Origin of the sequence: Shewanella sp. S23-S33, assembly GCF_043359565.1 — a bacterium.
Taxonomy (GTDB): Bacteria; Pseudomonadota; Gammaproteobacteria; order Enterobacterales; family Shewanellaceae; genus Shewanella; species Shewanella oncorhynchi.
The window spans coordinates 1-18473 of the sequence record NZ_JBHFFD010000033.1 but is presented as its reverse complement, the minus strand read 5'-3'; the positions used below and the strand labels follow the sequence as shown (position 1 = coordinate 18473).

Here is an 18473-nt window from a genome sequence, read left to right as displayed (position 1 = left end):
GAAGAGCTGCATACTAAATTGATGTGAATGACAACGAATCCAATTAAAGCAATTTAACTACTGATAACATGAAGTTACATGCTTTAGAGAACGAAAACAAATGAAGATGAAAGACGATAAAGCAGGGTCGATTTTTTGGCACGACTACGAAACATTTGGAGCGAACCCAGCGAAAGACAGACCCTCGCAATTTGCTGGCATTCGCACGGATTTAGATCTCAATATCATCGGCGAGCCTGAGACATTCTATTGTAAGCAAGCCACTGATTATTTGCCGTCTCCGGAAGCAATACTAATCACAGGGATCACTCCACAGTTAGCTAATTTAAAAGGCATCCCTGAAACTGAGTTTATGGGACGAATTCAAGCGCTATTTAGCCAACCAAACACTTGTGTTGCAGGTTATAATTCACTGCGTTTTGACGATGAAGTGACCCGTTATGGCTTTTATCGGAACTTTATCGATCCCTATGCCCGTGAATGGCAAAATGGCAACTCTCGTTGGGATATCATTGATTTAGTGCGCGCTTGTTACGCATTTAGGCCCGAAGGCATTAACTGGCCGACAAAGGAAGATGGCTCTCCGAGTTTTAAGCTAGAACATCTTACCCAAGCGAATGGTTTAAGCCATGAGAAAGCCCATGATGCTATGTCTGATGTGTATGCGACCATCGCCATGGCAAAACTCATTCGCGAGAAACAGCCTAAGTTATATCAGTACTATTTTGACCTGCGCCGTAAGCAAGCGGTTAGCGATCAAATCGATGTGCTCAATATGCAGCCTTTGGTCCATGTGAGCTCTAAAATTAGTGCGCGCAATGGTTGTGCAACGTTGATCTCACCCGTAGCGCACCATCCTACTAACAAAAATGCCGTTATTTGCGTTAATTTAGTCATGGATTTAACGCCGCTATTCGAGCTAGATGTCGAGCAAATTAAAACGCGCATGTATACGTCAAGGGCTGATCTTGCCGAAGATGAATTACCTATCGCAGTAAAACAAATTCATCTTAATAAGTGCCCTTTTATCACCTCGGCAAAAATCCTCAGTGATGAGCATGCCGCTCGTTTAGGCATAGATAAAGAATTTGCCAGAGAGCAGTATAAACGCCTAAAACGTCACCCAGAATTACGCGAAAAACTGGCGCTATTATTTGAGCACGATGACAGCAGAGTAACCACAGATCCCGATTTGATGCTGTATTCTGGTGGGTTCTTTAGCCAAGCGGATAAAGCAAAAATGGAAATCATCCGTCATACCCTACCGCAAAATCTAGCGGCGTTAGATTTGCAGTTTGATGATCCACGTATTCCTGAGATGCTGTTTCGTTACCGCGCCCGTAATTACCCTGAACTACTCGATGATACAGAGTCGCAGCGCTGGCGTGAATTCTGTCAAAATCGCTTAGCCGATCAAGACTACGTACTTAAATTAGAAAATTTGCTACAAGAAACACAAGCGGATGAGACTAAGCAAAGGCTACTTGCTGCCCTTTGTCATTATTTGCGTGAACTTTAAATTGTGTAAATTCAAGCTTAAGTCTTTTGTTTTATAGTCTTAAGCTTATTTGTGTGCACCAATAGACTCACTCTATACGTGAGTAACATAAGTTTATCACTCTCGATAGCACTGACATTGACAGCGCATAAACGCGAGCTAACTCGCATTTATGCTGTAACAAAATTACTAGAATGTTCTTCCATGAACTTAACAAATAAGGAATAGGGAAATGCAAGATAGATTCATTCGTAGCATAACCCAACTGCCAACGCCGTTAGCCGATGCACTTATCCCAATTTTGCACCAGAATTTTGCTGGACACATTGATGCGCAGCAACTTGCTACGCTAACAAGTGCAAGCAAAATGACCGAAGCAGAAGTGTTATTAGCATTACTGCCGATAGCAGCGGCATTGGCCAAACCGCCTATCAGTGAGTTTTATGTCGGCGCGATAGCCAAAGGTAAAAGTGGCGATATCTACATGGGTGCCAACTTAGAATTACCCGGTGAAGCGTTATTTCATTCTGTCCATGCAGAACAAAGCGCTATCAGCCACGCATGGCTCAGTGGTGAAAGCCAAATTGTTGATATTATAGTTAATGCCAGTCCTTGCGGTCATTGTCGTCAGTTTATGAATGAACTGGTTGAAGGAAGCAAGATCTGCATTCATCTACCCGCACAGGAAAGCCATCCTCTGGCCTATTATTTACCCTATGCTTTTGGGCCAAAAGACTTAAATGTCACTTCGCCCTTAATGGCCAAGCAACAAACTGAATTTGCACTAGACAGTGCCGATCCTATGATCATAGAAGGCTTAGATCATGCAGGTTTAAGCTATGCACCTTACACCCAAAGTTTTGCCGCTGTGGTATTAGAAACCCATGATGGTGCAACCTATTGTGGTCGCTACGCAGAAAATGCGGCATTCAATCCTTCTATGCTGCCCATGCAGATGGCCTTATCAAATCTGGCACGCCACAATCGTGAGTTTAGCGATATCAGCCGTGCGGTTTTAATTGAGTCATCTCAAGGAAAAATCAGCTTAGTTGGCGCGACTATGGATGCGCTTCATACCGTTGCCGCCATCGAACTTGAGCACATCGTGGTAGATCCAGTGTAACGTCTGCTTCAAATGCCAAGGGGGTTTCAAAATGCCAACGGCGAAATACGTTAATGCGTATTTCGCCGTTCGATTATCCACTTAAAGCTTAAAAATCAATTATCGTAAGTAATTCTGACGGCTAATCATGCTCCATCCTGTCTTCTACTAACCACGTCATTGAACTTAGCCAGATACTCCCCCTTACGCTCGTCCATCCTGATAAAACAAGCTTGCCGCTCCACTTCCGACATAACGCGCCATGCTAAAATTTCATCAAGATGCCTGAAACAACCTAAACAAATATCTTGCTGATCTAAACAACAATTTCGAATACAAGGAGTGACATTAGGATCATTCTGACCAGACGGCATATTCATTGCCACAAGGTTCAACAAAATGGAATCGACGGCCTCCCGGAAAACTAAAGATGTCAGCTGTGATAATGCCACCAGCAGTTACGACAGCCGTCAGAGTCAATTCTAAGTTCTGGCTGTAGATCACAATCAGCGGGCAACCTTTTGCGAGGGTGAAATTCACATCGGCTTGATAGAATCCCCCAGTAATGCCGACATCCATAAAGCAACTGTATTCAGGGCCATAATCGACATAGGTCCATCCAAAAACCTGGCTAAAAAAGGCCTTAGAACTCGCAATGTCGCGACTTGGGATTTCCAAATAATTGATACTGTGGTGACGGTTCATAGACTTCCTTGCTATTTAATCAGGGCACAAAATGATGGACATAAAATGCGTAAGTAAAAATGGGAGCCAAAGCTCCCATTCTATTCGCGGCTTTTACTCAGGTTAACCTTGGATTAAGGCTGCGGCAAGTCCAATCAGACCGCCAAACACGCCGCCCCAAATCACTAACCAACCTAAGTGCGTTTGTATCATGTCCTGAACGATTTGTTTCACCATTTGTGGTGTTAACTCGTTTAATCTTTGTTCCACTATGTTAGCAATTTTTGTTTGCAGATCGGCCATCACATTTGGCTGTTCAATTTCTTGTTTCAGCAACTCGTGAAATGCATCGCTTTGTGCCATTTCAACTAAAGAAGCTTTCATCTTTACAATAAACGGCTCTTTTAACGGCAATAAGGCATCTGTGCCACCAAACATAGACAACATACCGCCAAAGGAAGATTGGGCGACTGTGCTAATTAACGCATCAAAAGAAGGCGCTAAATCAACCTTTTCAATCACTGGCGCCAAGTCTATTTTACTCAGCCCTTCTTTTTCAGATAGGAATCGGTCGATATTTTCAGTGGTAAAAAACTGTTTCATCATCAAATGAGCAATACCCGCCTTAAACTCTTCAAAACGAGAAGGCACGACTCCCGAACCGTAGAGTCCGGGGACTTTCTCAAACAACATATAAACTGCAACCCAGTTGGTAATCGCACCCGATAAAGCAAATAATCCGACATTCAGGACAATTGCCGAATTCATCAGGTAACCCACAACGACCAAAGCAGCCGCCAATAAATTCGTCACTAAACTCTTATTCAATCTCGTATCCCCTAAGGTGGCATCGATAAGATGCAAAACTCGCCTATATTAACAAGTTAACGGGAGTCAGGTCTAACACTCAAACCACAGTAAACAAACCCGTTTTAAAATCTGTTTTCAGTGCTAAGTCTTGGCGAAAGGGGCAAGATAAAGCCCATTAACGAAGCCGCAGCGTCACTGAGCCACAAGAAGCTGATTAGCCAGCACCGAATAAAGTGAATCTCCTTGTAGAACATTAAGTTAATTTAATGTTTTCCGACCTGAAAAACGCAAAAATTTTAATTTACCGTCTGTGAATTATCAACTTGCCTCAACTACACTCAATCAAGATAACGCACAAAAAATATGGCTCAGAATACAGCTGGCACTGAACACTGACAGTTAACCTCGGCTCAATACACAAAATTTACCCCAAATAGAATAAAGGATGCGCTTATGGAATCGGCTTTTAACACTGCAGGAGCGTTAAGTTGGCATGAATTGACAACCAATAATACTGAAGAGGCTATGCACTTCTATGCTGAGATTTTTGGCTGGCACTTTAAAACCGTCAAAATGCCCCACGGTAATTATCATATTATCGAAAATCAGGGCGTCAGCATTGGGGGGATCACCGATAGTTTGCTCCCAATGCTTCCCTCACATTGGACCGGCTACATTACCGTTAACGATGTCGATCAAGTCGCTATCAGCGCAAAAAAACTTGGCGGGGATATTCTGTTTGGTCCTGAAGATATTCCCGAAGTAGGCCGTTTTTGTTGGATAAAAGATCCACAAGGCGCCATTATTGCAGCGATTAGTTATTTAAATCGCTGATCAAAAATAGCCTCCAATATAGCGAGTATTGACGACTCAAATCATTAGCCATAGGCTGAAACACATGTAGTTATCAATGTAGATGATAGGTTACCACTCAGGAACGTCTTAGATCAGAAGACGTTATTGTCTGTGTAATACCAAGATTTCATTGGTAAAAATATAAATAATTTCTGGAAACATTAGCATTATTCGCTAGAATGTCCCTACTTATGGAAGTTTTTCCCTGTCTTATGCATTGGAGCCTTGATATTAATGCTGACCCAGTTATCGCAATTCAGACACTCTTTTTTTGCCCTCCCAAGATACCTGCGAGTGATTATTTACCTCACAGCAGTCTACCTTAGCTATGTCTGCACATTAGGTTTAATCCTCCCCTATGCGATAACCACGCTGGCACCAGAAAAACTCTCAACTCTGCTCGGTCGTCCCGTCACCCTCGGCGATATACGCATTAACCCTTTTAATTTCAAAGTCGAAATCGACCAACTGACCATTAAAGAAAAAGACGACAAACCTTTTGCTGGCATTGCACAAGTCCAATTCGAAATACACTTTTGGCGATCTGTTTTTAATCGCGCCGCCGTTATCGAAAACATACACATACAAGCGCCCTACGCACATATCATTCGCGTGGAGAAAAAAGGGAAAGCTGGATTCAACTTCGACGATATTCTGCAGACCCTGAACGAGCATTCATCCGCGAGCACAGAAACGACACCCACAGAAGCCAGCTCACCCGTTCGTGTCCTGCTCAGCCAATTTGTGTTGGATGCGGGACAATTTAACTTCGATGACAAAATTACCCATGCTCAAGTGAACTACCCCAATATCAATCTAAAACTCAGTTCCCTTGATACTGAATATTTGATGGCGGCATCATCGGCATCGATAACACCAGCCATAAAAGTAAACAAAGTTGATAATACGACACCAAACGCCCAATCAACGTCTGACTCACCCATTGTGCCTATCAAGCACAATCACTATGCGATACAACTCAGTGATGAACATGCTGGTGAAATCAGTTTGCAGGGGCAATTCCAATTGTTCCCGCTAAAAGTTGCGGGTGACATCCAAGTCGCCAAACTGAAACTGACACCACTATGGCGATTTATCGACGATCAATTTAATCCCGTTCTCACGGATGGCGAGCTCAGTATTAAAACTCAGTATCAAGTGGATCTTGCCGAGAATGGCGAGTTACAAGTCACCAGCAACAATGGCCAGTTTATTGTTGAAAAACTTAACGTTAACGACAAAGATCGCTCTGTGGTCAAGCTCCCCATGTTTGCCCTCGACGGCATTTCAGCCAACTTGAAGCAGCAGAAAGTGCATATCAACAAACTCCACAGCGATGGCCTAACAATGAGTGCCATTTTGAACCAAGACGGGCTCGATCTTGTTGGCTTATTCATGCCTAAATCGCTAAGCGCCTCCACAACGACTACGCAGCCGGTTACTAAACCAATCGATGCTAAGCCAGCAGATGCTCAATCGCTTGAGCGCGTACAAGTTGCGCAAGTGGAAGAAAAACGTCAAATAGCAGAGACTGCCACTGATGCAAGCGATAGCGCAGACAAAGCAACGGAAAGCGAATTAACCGCAACTAACGAGAGTGATAAAACAGAACAAAAGACAGAAGCGACCGCAAATGTCACCACTGATGCCACTAAAGAAACCGCTGCAGACATCGCTTCAGAGGTAAATCCTCAACAGCCAGTCAAGCAAACACCAGTAACGACGTCAACTGACACTTGGTTCGTGCAACTCGATGCGCTCAATATTGAAAACTATGACCTTAATCTATCGGAACAAAAGCTAACGGCAACGCCGCAGCAATGGCGAGTGTATCCGCTTAATTTTTCAACTAAGGTCATAACGAGTACCTTAACCGCTCCGATTGAATATGAGCTACAACTCAGCCTCAATGGTCAAGGTACTTTGAGCTCTCAAGGCCAAGTCGATGTGACGGGCGAAACCATAGATGCCAATATCCAACTCGATAAGCTGGCATTAACCCAATTTCAGCCCTATTTAGCACCCTACGTGAATATCCAGCTCAAGAGCGGTCTATTAAGCTCAGCAGGCAAGCTGACCGCCGATGCTAAAGGCAAAGCCATTTACGGTGGCAGTGTTGAGCTCGATGATTTAGCTATTCATGACAAATTGCGTAATGCTCCGCTGGTCAAATGGCAAAAGATGAATATCAATCAACTGGATTTTGACCAACAGAAAAATCAAATCAAAATTGATCACTTAGCCTTTAATCAACCCTACGCCAAAGTGGTGATAGCCAAAGATAGAACCACTAATATCAGCGATCTTATCGTTGAGGCTCCGGCTGCAAATAGCAAGACAACTAAAAACACAACCACAGCCAGTGCTAAGCAAACCGAGCTGCAAACGGCAAGCAAGACAACGCCTGAGTTAAGTCTCGATATTCAAAAAATTAGCTTTAGCCAAGGCTCGGCTTACTTTGCCGATAACTCACTGACTCCGAATTTTGCTTCGGGAATTGAGCTGCTTGAAGGCAATATCACTCACCTGTCGTCCACGCCAGGGACTAAGGCCTCGGTTGATATCAAAGGTAAGATAGACAAGTATGCGCCTGTAACTCTAAAAGGCGATATTAACCCTTTGCTAGATATGCCATATTTAGATCTCGACTTAGTCTTTAAGAGCGTTGAGTTAACCTCAGTCAATCCTTACTCAGGCACCTATGCGGGTTACTACATAGATAAAGGGCAGCTATCACTATCGCTGAACTATCAACTCGATAAGAACAAGCTCAAGGGCAGTAACCATCTGGTCATAGACCAACTGAAACTTGGTAAACCCAGTGACAGTGACCTTGCCACTAGCTTACCCATCACGCTCGCGATTGCCCTGCTGCAGGACCGTAACGGCGTGATTGATTTAGGCATGGAAGTCTCTGGCGATTTAGACTCACCTAGCTTTAGTGTCGGCAGCATCATAATGACGGCGATTACCAATGTGATCACTAAAGCCGTCACAGCGCCCTTCACTTTCTTAGCTGGACTCATAGGTTCTGACGAAACCTTAGATAAGATAAGCTTTGCCGCAGGCAAATTCAGCCTAAGTGAAGATGAGCAAAAAAGTTTAGACAAACTCGCTAGCGCCTTACTCGACAGACCTATGCTCAAGCTTAGCGTTGAAGGGGAAGTCGATGCCATCAATGACAGCCAAGCCATTGCTGAGCGCATCATGAAGCGTAAATTGGCTAAATTAGCCAATATCGAATTCAGTGCGTTACCTGATGATTTAAGTCCGAGCCAATTCCCGACCCACGGGCCGCTTGCTGATGCGTTAGTAAAGCTTTATGAACAAGAAGTTAAAGCCGATCCTGCCCAAATCAGAGACACTGTTATCGCAGAGGCCAAAGACGCGCAACTTTCAGATGACGAAATCACCACCCGCTGGCATATCGCTTTATATAATCTGTCGGTAAAAGCGCAGAATGTTAACGATGGCATGTTGGGTAATTTGGCCCAAGAAAGAGCAAAAGCCGTTAAAGCTTACCTTGTGGACGTGAAAGAAATTGCTCCAGAGCGGATCTTCTTGCTCGAAAGCCGAGTGAGTTTAACCCAGAATGCAGCCCAAGTGAGTCTCACCATTGATGCTCAATAACTCAGCCAATTAACTGCTTTTTATATAAAACTAAGCCCGCTAAAGTTCGACTTTAGCGGGCTTTTACCTTATGGCTAAGCGTCATAACCAATCAAAAAACCATTCTTCTACAATCAAATCATCTATCTGTTAATTCACTCTAAAATGTTGGCCGTGCTTGGTGCCATAGGTTACACTCTGCGACCTTTATACAACTGAGATCACATTTTTTAAACGACTGGATCCCAGACTCGCCGCACACTTTCTGTGGCGCCATAACGCACAAATGTTCTTCCACAAAAATTATCATTAAGGTCAATAACATGTTTATCATTCGCTGGATTTTAGGCAGGATTATTCTGTTTTTAAATTTCGTATTTAGCCCTAAGAAGCGCCAACGTCCACTGGCTGAGCAACAAAAAATTGATGCTCAAACTCAAGCATTAGCCCTGTATCAATATCCTGCATGCCCATTTTGTGTAAAAGTCCGCCGTGCAATGCGTCGCCAAGGACTCAACATAGTGACCCACGACGCTAAAAAAGCGCCGCATAAAGATGAACTCATCGCTCAAGGCGGCAAACAGCAAGTGCCTTGTCTGCGGATTGAAGAAAACGGTCAAGTACAGTGGTTATATGAATCAAAAGAAATCATTAACTACTTAGACCAACGCTTCGCCTAAATCACGGCGCAACGGTCAGCGCAAATATACAAATAAGTGCGCCCAGTAAACTTTTCAATCGTCTGTTCAATGGGCTCCTTACAAAGGGCTTTACGTTGGAATGACGAGGTTTAGGGCGCAGTTCTTTTATTGCGTTGTTTTATCGCATTTACTTACGCCACAAATATTCACGGTCAGAATAATCAAATAACCACTGGGGCTGATACACCACCAATAGCGTCACTGCCATGCCATTAAGCAATGCCTCAGGGAATGCCAGCAAAGGGATGAGCATCAGGTAGTCGTCCACTAACACATTCCAATCGTAATCCGCTGCAGACCACAACCACATAGCCCAACTCAATTGATGAAACACCGTTGAGAGGCCCGCATTGATAAAACCACCGACGAAGATGAATACAAAAATATGCTTAGGAAATAAATGGTAACTGCGACTGTATAGGATAAAACACAGAAACAGCGGCACGGCCATAGCGAACAAACTAAAAGCACCAAAATCAGCGGGCTGCTTTAATACAAAAAGGCTAAAAAAAGCACTCGGCAATAGCAACACTAAGGTCGCAAGACGCCAGCCGAACATCAGCATACAAGTGACAATTCCCAGAAAATGCAGATGTAACCCAGTTTGAATACTGGCATTTAACGACCACAGCGCATTGATCCCCACCAACGTCAGCAACAAACGTAATTGGAGATGTTTATCCCGCCGGAGCTGCACTAACTCTTCTTTTGGCCATATGGCGTAGATCCATAACGCCAAGAACATAAGGCATATACCTTGAGTCAGGCTCATATCCCATTCGATTTGCGCCCATTTATTCGACCAAAACGCCAACATTACTCGCCCATCCTTAATCCATTACACCTATCGGCGCGTACTCAGCCTATGAGAATGCCATAAATCCATGAACTTTAGGGCCATATTAAGGTATTCTTCTGTCAGTTAATAACTAAGAGTTAAATTTGATTATGCCGTTTCGATATCTCAGCCTTGCCATCTTAAGTTGCTTCTCGCTCATCGCCTGCAGCAGTGCGCCAATTGACCCGAGTGAACTCGCCGGAAAATTACGGGATAAGTTAACGACGGATATTAAAAGCGATGGCCTTAAACTCTTCAGCTACAAAGCTCGTCTGGTCGATGAAAAGTCGACAATGAATGATACAGAGCGCCCTTTTCCACACGAGGCACGCATACGTAATATGCAAGATCCCCGTGAGCAACGTCGCGCGATGCAAGATCTACAGGACTCATTAGAAATTTGGGGGAGACAGGTTGATTTAGGTTTAATCAAAACCCTTGAAATGACGGGTTATTGCCGCGAAGGTTATATTGAATTAAGCCGAATTATCGAGCCCGGTCGAGGAGAAATCCGCGGTGAGTGCCAAGAGGGTGCAACCAATGCTGATAAACAAAAATTTATGAGCTATTAACTAAACTCAAAGTAATGAAGAAACGTGCACAGTTGCCAATACAAAAAACTGAAATCGGCTAAAAATAGCTAAAACGATAATAAGCAGAATAAAAAGCAAGCATGCGCGTATGAGACAATACGCGCATTCACATCATACTAGACTGATTCGGTCAGTGGCACAGCACGATTTTCCAATAACACAGGGATACCTTCAGTGATCGGATAAGCAAGCTTATCTGCCTTACAAATCAACTGCTGCGTCGTTTTATCGTACTCAAGTTTACCCTTACACACAGGGCAAGCCACTATATCTAACAATTTTTTATCGAATGCCATGGAAGTTTCCTTGTTTAGCTGCAGCCACTTCACGAAGACGTGCGAGCAGCTGTTCATCAAATTGTGGGGATAGCTTGGCATCGACCGCCAAATACCACCAGTTTTCTTGTGCAAAATCGCGACATTTAACCGCATCTTTTTCAGTCATCAACAGTGGCAAGCCTTGGGCTAAATCACCTAACTGGGTTTTATCGTAGGCCTGATGGTCATCAAAACCATGGCAGAAGGCCAGTTGATAGCCTTGTGCGCGCAACGATTCAAAGAAACGCGCTGGATTACCTATGCCTGCCATCGCAACGAGCGGCTGAGACTTATCGAAAGTATATTCACCAGACATCGCATCACATTTAACAGGCTTCACTGCCATAGGTGTCAGTTGCATTTCGAACTGCCCTTTTGCCGCTGGGCCGCCATTACTGACGATAAAATCCACGGTATCGAGACGCCACACGCCTTCACGCAATGGACCTGCTGGCAATAGCAAGCCATTGCCTAAACCGCGCTGACCATCAATTACCACCAACTCAATATCGCGTGCCAGAGCATAATGCTGTAGGCCATCGTCACAGATGATGACATCGACACCAAACTCAGCAATAAGCGCATTAGCCGCATCGACCCGTTTAGCACCAACCACCATAGGCACTTGAGTACGCGCCACTATCATGGCAGGTTCATCACCCACCTCTGCCGCACTTGCACCTAAGCAAACCGATTTAACGCCTTGAATATCAACACCGTAACCACGACTGATCACACCGGGGTGAAATCCATATTGGCGCAGTAATTCAATCAGATAAATCACAGTTGGCGTCTTACCGCTGCCTCCGACGGTAATATTACCGACAACGATGACAGGTACAGGCATTGCAGTTTGTGATTTCATCCCGAGGTTAAACAAAGCGCGGCGCACATAAGTGATAACCGCGAATAAGCCAGATAAAGGTAACAATAGCCATCGCAGTGGATGGCCCTGATACCAGATTTTATTCACTAAGGCCTGCATCTAACTACCAAATTGCATTTGGTATAATTTGGCGTACATGCCATCTAATTCCAATAGTGATTGGTGCGTCCCCCGCTCGACAATCCGCCCCTGATCGACTACTAAAATCTGATCGGCACTCTCGATGGTCGACAACCTGTGGGCGATCACTACAGATGTGCGGTTTTGTCTGAGGTTATCTAACCCTTTTTGAATGGCTTTTTCTGACTCAGTATCCAGTGCAGAGGTCGCTTCATCGAGGATCAACACGGGCGCATCACGTAGCATAGCGCGCGCAATCGCAATCCGCTGCCTTTGACCACCAGACAATAACACACCATTCTCACCCACTTGAGTATCAAGGCCTTGGGGCAGCTGATCAATAAACTCCATCGCATAGGCCAAGGTCGCAGCTTCAATGATCTGCTCACGAGTAGCTTCACCAGGGTAGGCGTAAGCGATGTTATTGGCTATCGTGTCATTGAACAAGGTCACCTGTTGCGATACCAGTGCCACTTGATTACGCAGCGATTTTAGCGAGTAATCGTAGATGCTGACGTCATCAAGCAAAATATCGCCGGATTCAAGGCCGGTATAAAAACGGGTCACTAAACTCGCAATAGTCGACTTACCTGAGCCAGAACGTCCAACTAAGGCTAAGGTTTGCCCAGGTTTGACTTCAAAATCGACATTCTCAAGTGCACGACGATCTTGGCTGTCATAGGTAAAACACACATTATCAAAACGTAGATGACCCTTAGCACGCTCGACAGTATAAGTTCCCGTATCGGACTCTGGCAGCGTATCCAGTAATTCAAACACTGTGGTACAAGCCGCAATACCCCGTTGAAATTCGGCATTCACTCGGGTTAAGTTTTTGATGGGTTGTAACATGGCCATCATGGCGCCAAGAATCGTCGCGAAGGTACCCGCGGTAAGATCGGCTTTCATGCTGTCTAAGCTTGCCGCATAAAGTACAAAGGCTAAGGCGAATGAGCCAATAATCATGATCAGAGGCTGACTAATGGCTTGTGCCACAGCTAACTTCATATTTTGATGGCGGTTTTGATCGTTTACTTTAGCAAAACGGGTTGCTTCTGTTTCCTGTCCACCAAAGGCCAGTACGTTTTTATGGCCTTTAATCATTTGCTCCGTAGTCGCACTCACTCCGCCCATGGCTGTTTGAATTTGCTTAGAGACCTTGCGGAAACGACGGCTGACTACCGCAATGACCATGCCCATGATAGGACCAATCACAAGAATACAGAGGGATAGCTTCCAAGAGTTATAGAACATCAGCACCAGCATACCAAACACAGTCACACTATCGCGGACGATGGAAATCAAAGCACTTCCCGATGCTCGAGCGATTTGCTCAGTATCAAAAGTCACTTTTGAGATCAAGTTACCGGTATTTTCCTTATCCATATAACTGACAGGCAGGCTCAGATAATGCTCAAACACTTGCTGACGCATGTCCATGATCAAACGTGCACTCATATATGAAATGCCGTAAGTCGAAACAAAGTTAGCAAAGCCACGTAGGGAAAACATAACGATAACCACAAGCGGCGCCATCATAAGCACGTCGTTGTTTGCGTGGAAACCTTCACTGGTTGGCAATGCTATGCCGTTGGTCACCGCAGCAGGTGCGCCGCCGGAGAAACCCTTATCAATAAAGGGGCCGATGAAAGCGATAAAGGCGGCATCGACGAGACCATAAATAATTAATCCCGCAACTGAAAGCATAAACATGCCTTTCATCTGTTTTATATAGCCCAGTAATCGTTTGAAAACTGTCCACATTTCGTCTTTAGGAGATGTTGTCATTGATAACACTAAATTATGGCAAAGTAGGCATTCTACTCTGGATTAATCAAGTCACCAAATCTAAACAGAGAGTTGTACCAAAATGGCGCTAAATCACCACGATAGGTCTTAACCTCTCGCTCAGACTGCTGAAAAATCACACTAATCTGCCCTTCTATACCTGTAGTTAGGCCCATAATCTCCCGTTGCTGATACCGTTCAACCACTGTGGATTTTGGAAACCCCCAGCGATTAGCAAAACCAGCAGGAAACAAGACTAACTTGGGTGCAACAGCATCAATAAAGGCTTCAGTTGACGAGGTTTTACTGCCGTGGTGGGGCGCAACGAGCACTTCACTTTGTAACTCATACTCACCACTTAAGGCACGACTTAATAGCGAAGTTTCGATTTGCTTTTCGATATCCCCCGTAAGCAGTAGACTCTGCCTGTCATCATCAATGCGTATAACACAGGAACCATTATTACCCGCTAACGCTTGAGGCGGAGAAAGCAAATTCAAGCTCAGCCCTTGCCATTGAATCTGCTTTGGACGGCAATCTTGGCCGCTAAAGCCAGCCACGTCTGTGATCACTAAAGCCTTAGGGTAAGCCTCAATCAAAACAGGGGCACCACCTGCATGATCGTTATCGCTATGGCTGATAACAATATAATCAATCTCTTGAATGCCTTTAGCTTTTAGGAAAGGCAATATCACCCGCTCCGCATAACTAAAGTCATCACCAAAGGCGGCACCAGTGTCGTAGACCAGCCCTCTACCATTCTTTTCAATAACCACAGCTAAACCTTGGCCCACATCCAGTAAATGCATAGCCCATCGATTATTATGAAAGGGTAACCACAGCGTAATACAGAAAAGCAAAGCGGGAATAAACAGTAAACTCAGCAGGCTTAACCAAGAAGTATAATTTTTATTTTTAGGCACATAGCGCCATAACACACCACCGATGAGCGCGGATAACCCCAAGGCTAATATCGTATCTGAAAGCGCTAACCAATGGGCTGGCAATTGCTGGCTTATGTCTAGCAACTGCGCATAGGGTGATAAACTCCAATCACTTAGGCGAAGCAGTCCCAACCAAGAGAACCCAAACGCAGTACCAACCCACCAGCATATAAATCCCGCCATAGCTAATGGGATAACAACAAAACTAAACCATGGCACAGCTAGGATATTCATCCACAAGCTGTGTAAACTCACACCACCAAAGAGTGCTCCTTGCAGTAATCCAAGCCCAAGGCTCAAGCGCCACTGGATGGCCCAAAATTGCAAAAGCCCCGCGCCTACACGCGTCCTTCGAGTCGACACAGCCGTAAACTCTTTGGGCTGGATGACTAAGGTATATAAAATCACCCCTAAAGCACAAAACGACAGCCAAAATCCCGCACTTAAACAAGCAAGCGGGTCGAGTAACAATACGACAAACAATGCAAACAGCAAGCGCTCCCACGCAGTAGAAAATCGCTTTAATAAACTCAGTAGCATTAACAGTAAAATCATCACGAGTGCACGCTGAGTCGACACACCAAAGCCTGCAAGATAAGCATAAAATGCGGCGCCTATACCTGCCGCGACTAACGCAAAAGTCATATTCCGTCGACTCTGATGTGACACAAAACGACTCAATCCAAACAAAAGGCAAGCGTATACCCATGCCGCGACGACGGAGAGGTGCAAACCGGAAATCGCCACTAAATGGCCAGTGCCAGTCTGCCTTAGTGCTTGCCAACGAGCTTTTGAGATCAAATGCTTATCCCCCAAAAGCAAAGCGAGTAAAATGTCACCTTGAGGTAAAGAGGCTAATTCAGGTGTCAATGCGCTTATGAGGTCGTTACGCAATGAAGGCGAAACCGCAAGTAACTGAGCCTCAATCACTCGTCCTTTACCGACAACATGTTGACTGATTAATTGTTTTTGTTCGTTGTAGCCGCCTTGATTTAGCACGCTAGCAATGCTCTTAGGTGTCAACGTAAACAGCCAAACCTGACCCACATCGACTTCTGGCGGATCTTTCCACGTGAGTCGCAATTTTGCGTTTGGCCCTAAGATTAAATTTGGTTTAATGAGCGATATATCCAAACTTAGCCAGTCGCTGTTTCGACTAACTAGTGATATGATTTCGCCCCTTACCTGTATAGGTTGTTGTAACACTGGCAAATCCTGCCTAGATAATCCTAAGCAAAAACCAGTTAGCCATGCTACCGCAAAGAGCCCACCTGCACAGACAGGGATTTTTCGGTGTAAGATTAACGCCCCAACAACAAGGTAGGGTATGTAACTGACTGGCGGCAGCGAAGGCCATAACATCGCTGATAATAAGATGGCACTAAAGCCAAACATGAATCGATTCATAGTGAATTAAGTTAAGACAGCAATTTCAGCATATGCCAAAAAAATTAATTAAAAGATTTATGCCTAAGCCTGAAACCTTGCGTGAGCATAAACACTTACGCATGTTCGGACGCTTGTTACATAATCCCAATCTATGGGCACTTAATCGAAAATCCGCCCCAGGCGCATTTGCCGTAGGGTTATTTGTCGCTTGGATCCCCATGCCATTTCAGATGGTTGTTGCAGCGGCTTTTGCCATTCTATTTAACGTTAATATTCCCGTTTCAGTTGCATTAGTATGGATAACCAATCCCTTAACTATGCCAGTGATGTTTTATGGGGCGTATTTGCTCGGTGCTAAAATACTCGGCCATGCCCCGCAAGATTTTGCCTTCGAAGCAAGTTGGCAATGGATTGAAGCATCGCTTGCGACCATAGGTCCGGCATTCTTACTCGGGTGTCTCGTGCTAGGAGTGGTTTTTTCCGCTGTCGGTTATTTGCTAATTAATAATCTGTGGAAATATTCAATTATGTTTAAGTGGCAGAAACGCAAGAATAAATAATCTCTTATATTCAAATCGCTTATGTTGGTACAACGATTGAGTCAAGGTAACAGCATAAGCGGATTAACACATTCGCTTCCCTTTTGTTCATCATGTAAATCACCTTCTACATACAACCACGTTAACTCCACTTTGCGCCGAATTTAAGATCGTACATATCTGTGAATTAAATCACACAGCGGCGCCTAGCTTTTCCCTAAAAACAGATTTTTGCTGTTACTATTTATAAAAACATCAAGTAGGGAATATCCATGCCTTTTTATCATCAATATGGTTCTAAAAGCCTCAAAGCCGTTGAACACTTAGTCCTATTTATTATTGCCATTGCCACCGTTGTCGCAATAGGCCAAGAAATTGTGCATATCATCTCTGTACGTATGGTCGCACTGGCCGATTTACTCTTGTTATTTATTTTCTTAGAAGTATTAGCCATGGTGGCTAACTACTATGAATCCGGTAAGTTACCAGTACGTATGCCGCTTTATATTGCGATTGTCGCCTTGGCCCGTTACCTAATCTTAGATATGAAGAGCATGGAAGACTGGCGTATCGCAGCAATATCATTATCGACGCTAATTTTAGCGGCAACCGTGATTGTAATTCGTTGGGGCCAATTAAAAATGCCTTATCCAAAAAATCAAGAATACGACAATTAATCAAATACCTGAGTTGGTGCTATTGAAACCTAAATCAATGGCACCTGCTGTTCTCGTTTTAAAACTATTATCAAAGACCTAGCTTTCACATTGGTATTCTGCCAAAAAGCAATTATGCTAGTTTTACTGAGATCAATAATTTACGGGGCAATTGAGTTATGGGTGACCATACTACTGGTTTTGAAGAAAAACGCACATCACTGCGAGTCGACATGGAAGCAGAGCGCGTGGTCTTGAATTGGATCGACACTCAAGGCATGAAGCAAACAGATGAAGGTGTGTGTATCGACTTAGCAAGACGCGGCATTTTATTCGATTATAAAAATCCGTTTGCACTGGGCGAACTCATCGAAGTGACCTTTAATCCCGATAGCACACAACAAAATACCGTCAAAGGACAAGTCTGCCGCTGCGCAAAATGCCACGACCAAAGCTACCACATTGCTATGCAACTGCTTTAATTTAACTTAAATTTCGCAGCTTTAATGGCTCTGTTCTACACTCAATGAATTGAACAATTCATTAAGGGGCGTCAGTATGATCTTGCTGGTAGGTGGTGAAAAAGGTGGTAGCGGAAAAAGTTGTCTCGCTCAAAATCTTGCCGTTTATATTAAGCAAAAATTTCAGGCAAACGTCCTCATGGTCGATTGTGATCCCCAACGCACGACTTCAGATTGGATCCAAGCAAGAAATAATGATCCAAGCCTCCCAAGTATTAATTGCATCCAACTTTACGGCAAGATTCGTAATGATTTACTCAGCCTCAATGAGCGTTTTGACTACGTAATTGTAGATTGTGGTGGCCAAGATAACTTAGCCATGCGCGCAGCTATGTCGGTAGCGACTTATGTTGTGATCCCCCTCAGACCCAAAAGACGCGATCTCAAAACATTACCCCACATGGAAGACATGCTAAGTACTTGTAAGATGGTGAATCCTAAAATGATCGCGACTATAGTGCTAACCCAATGTCCAGCACTTCCTACACAGTTTAAACGCATTTTAGAAGCCAAAGATGTGGTGCAATCCTTTGGACTAAGGGTGCTAAATTCAGTTACATTTTGCCGAAATATTTATGATGACAGTGAAGAAAGAGGCTCTTCAGTCGTCGAAATAGAACCCG

At 44.3% G+C, this 18473-nt stretch carries 18 protein-coding genes; 10 read left to right on the top strand and 8 right to left on the bottom strand.

Annotation, left to right across the window (positions count from 1 at the left end; translation table 11 throughout):
* Positions 1–100: 100 nt before the first annotated feature.
* Positions 101–1519: an exodeoxyribonuclease I gene (gene sbcB / locus ACHA99_RS09415; RefSeq protein WP_393942378.1), complete on the top strand. Its 1419-nt coding sequence runs from the start codon at positions 101–103 to the stop codon at positions 1517–1519.
* Positions 1520–1730: 211 nt separating this feature from the next.
* On the top strand, positions 1731–2621 hold the full coding sequence (gene cdd, locus ACHA99_RS09410) for a cytidine deaminase (protein ID WP_393942376.1): 891 nt from the start codon (positions 1731–1733) through the stop codon (positions 2619–2621).
* A gap of 125 nt (positions 2622–2746) precedes the next feature.
* On the opposite strand, the gene ACHA99_RS09405 is transcribed toward cdd, so the two are convergent.
* From ACHA99_RS09405 to ACHA99_RS09395, 3 genes are all read right to left on the bottom strand, one after another.
* The gene (locus ACHA99_RS09405; protein WP_393942374.1) at positions 2747–2980 is read right to left on the bottom strand and encodes a DUF1289 domain-containing protein; all 234 of its coding nucleotides are present in this window, start codon (positions 2978–2980) and stop codon (positions 2747–2749) included.
* Positions 2955–3305 (bottom strand): VOC family protein, encoded by a 351-nt coding sequence (locus tag ACHA99_RS09400; RefSeq protein WP_105252887.1) that lies wholly within the window; start codon positions 3303–3305, stop codon positions 2955–2957. The genes ACHA99_RS09405 and ACHA99_RS09400 overlap by 26 nt, the downstream gene beginning before the upstream one ends.
* Positions 3306–3407: 102 nt before the next feature.
* Entirely contained in the window at positions 3408–4112 is a 705-nt protein-coding gene (locus tag ACHA99_RS09395) for a DUF445 domain-containing protein (protein ID WP_105253144.1), read from the bottom strand.
* Positions 4113–4547: 435 nt separating this feature from the next.
* On the opposite strand from ACHA99_RS09395, the gene ACHA99_RS09390 reads away from it, so the two are divergent.
* The 3 genes from ACHA99_RS09390 to ACHA99_RS09380 all read left to right on the top strand — a co-directional run bounded on the left by ACHA99_RS09390 (position 4548) and on the right by ACHA99_RS09380 (position 9238).
* A complete protein-coding gene (locus ACHA99_RS09390) occupies positions 4548–4928 on the top strand; it encodes a VOC family protein (protein ID WP_028760394.1) in 381 nt (126 codons plus the stop codon).
* A 255-nt stretch (positions 4929–5183) separates the two neighbouring features.
* Positions 5184–8579 (top strand): DUF748 domain-containing protein, encoded by a 3396-nt coding sequence (locus tag ACHA99_RS09385; RefSeq protein ID WP_393942371.1) that lies wholly within the window; start codon positions 5184–5186, stop codon positions 8577–8579.
* 302 nt (positions 8580–8881) lie between these two features.
* The gene (locus ACHA99_RS09380; protein WP_028760396.1) at positions 8882–9238 is read left to right on the top strand and encodes a glutathione S-transferase N-terminal domain-containing protein; all 357 of its coding nucleotides are present in this window, start codon (positions 8882–8884) and stop codon (positions 9236–9238) included.
* Positions 9239–9386: 148 nt separating this feature from the next.
* Here the strand turns inward: ACHA99_RS09380 and ACHA99_RS09375 are convergent, their stop codons facing one another.
* The gene (locus tag ACHA99_RS09375) at positions 9387–10076 is read right to left on the bottom strand and encodes an energy-coupling factor ABC transporter permease (RefSeq protein WP_219234561.1); all 690 of its coding nucleotides are present in this window, start codon (positions 10074–10076) and stop codon (positions 9387–9389) included.
* 131 nt (positions 10077–10207) lie between these two features.
* On the opposite strand from ACHA99_RS09375, the gene ACHA99_RS09370 reads away from it, so the two are divergent.
* Positions 10208–10669 (top strand): hypothetical protein, encoded by a 462-nt coding sequence (locus tag ACHA99_RS09370; RefSeq protein ID WP_028760398.1) that lies wholly within the window; start codon positions 10208–10210, stop codon positions 10667–10669.
* A gap of 137 nt (positions 10670–10806) precedes the next feature.
* On the opposite strand, the gene ACHA99_RS09365 is transcribed toward ACHA99_RS09370, so the two are convergent.
* From ACHA99_RS09365 to ACHA99_RS09350, 4 genes are read right to left on the bottom strand one after another with little or no spacing between them, the layout of a single operon-like run.
* On the bottom strand, positions 10807–10986 hold the full coding sequence (locus ACHA99_RS09365; protein WP_006081200.1) for a Trm112 family protein: 180 nt from the start codon (positions 10984–10986) through the stop codon (positions 10807–10809).
* On the bottom strand, positions 10973–11992 hold the full coding sequence (gene lpxK / locus ACHA99_RS09360; protein WP_393942368.1) for a tetraacyldisaccharide 4'-kinase: 1020 nt from the start codon (positions 11990–11992) through the stop codon (positions 10973–10975). The genes ACHA99_RS09365 and lpxK overlap by 14 nt, the downstream gene beginning before the upstream one ends.
* The gene (msbA, locus tag ACHA99_RS09355; RefSeq protein ID WP_105252892.1) at positions 11993–13801 is read right to left on the bottom strand and encodes a lipid A export permease/ATP-binding protein MsbA; all 1809 of its coding nucleotides are present in this window, start codon (positions 13799–13801) and stop codon (positions 11993–11995) included.
* Positions 13802–13833: 32 nt separating this feature from the next.
* Positions 13834–16152, bottom strand: coding sequence for a DNA internalization-related competence protein ComEC/Rec2 (locus ACHA99_RS09350; RefSeq protein ID WP_393942364.1), 2319 nt, complete (start codon positions 16150–16152; stop codon positions 13834–13836).
* A gap of 32 nt (positions 16153–16184) precedes the next feature.
* On the opposite strand from ACHA99_RS09350, the gene ACHA99_RS09345 reads away from it, so the two are divergent.
* The 4 genes from ACHA99_RS09345 to ACHA99_RS09330 all read left to right on the top strand — a co-directional run.
* On the top strand, positions 16185–16694 hold the full coding sequence (locus ACHA99_RS09345; protein ID WP_028760402.1) for a DUF2062 domain-containing protein: 510 nt from the start codon (positions 16185–16187) through the stop codon (positions 16692–16694).
* A gap of 251 nt (positions 16695–16945) precedes the next feature.
* Entirely contained in the window at positions 16946–17350 is a 405-nt protein-coding gene (locus ACHA99_RS09340) for a phosphate-starvation-inducible protein PsiE (RefSeq protein ID WP_028760403.1), read from the top strand.
* A gap of 158 nt (positions 17351–17508) precedes the next feature.
* Positions 17509–17811 (top strand): PilZ domain-containing protein, encoded by a 303-nt coding sequence (locus ACHA99_RS09335; RefSeq protein ID WP_338255522.1) that lies wholly within the window; start codon positions 17509–17511, stop codon positions 17809–17811.
* Between the two features lie 76 nt (positions 17812–17887).
* Positions 17888–18473, top strand: a 586-nt coding sequence (locus ACHA99_RS09330) for an AAA family ATPase (protein ID WP_393942361.1), incomplete at its 3' end; no start/stop codon positions are given.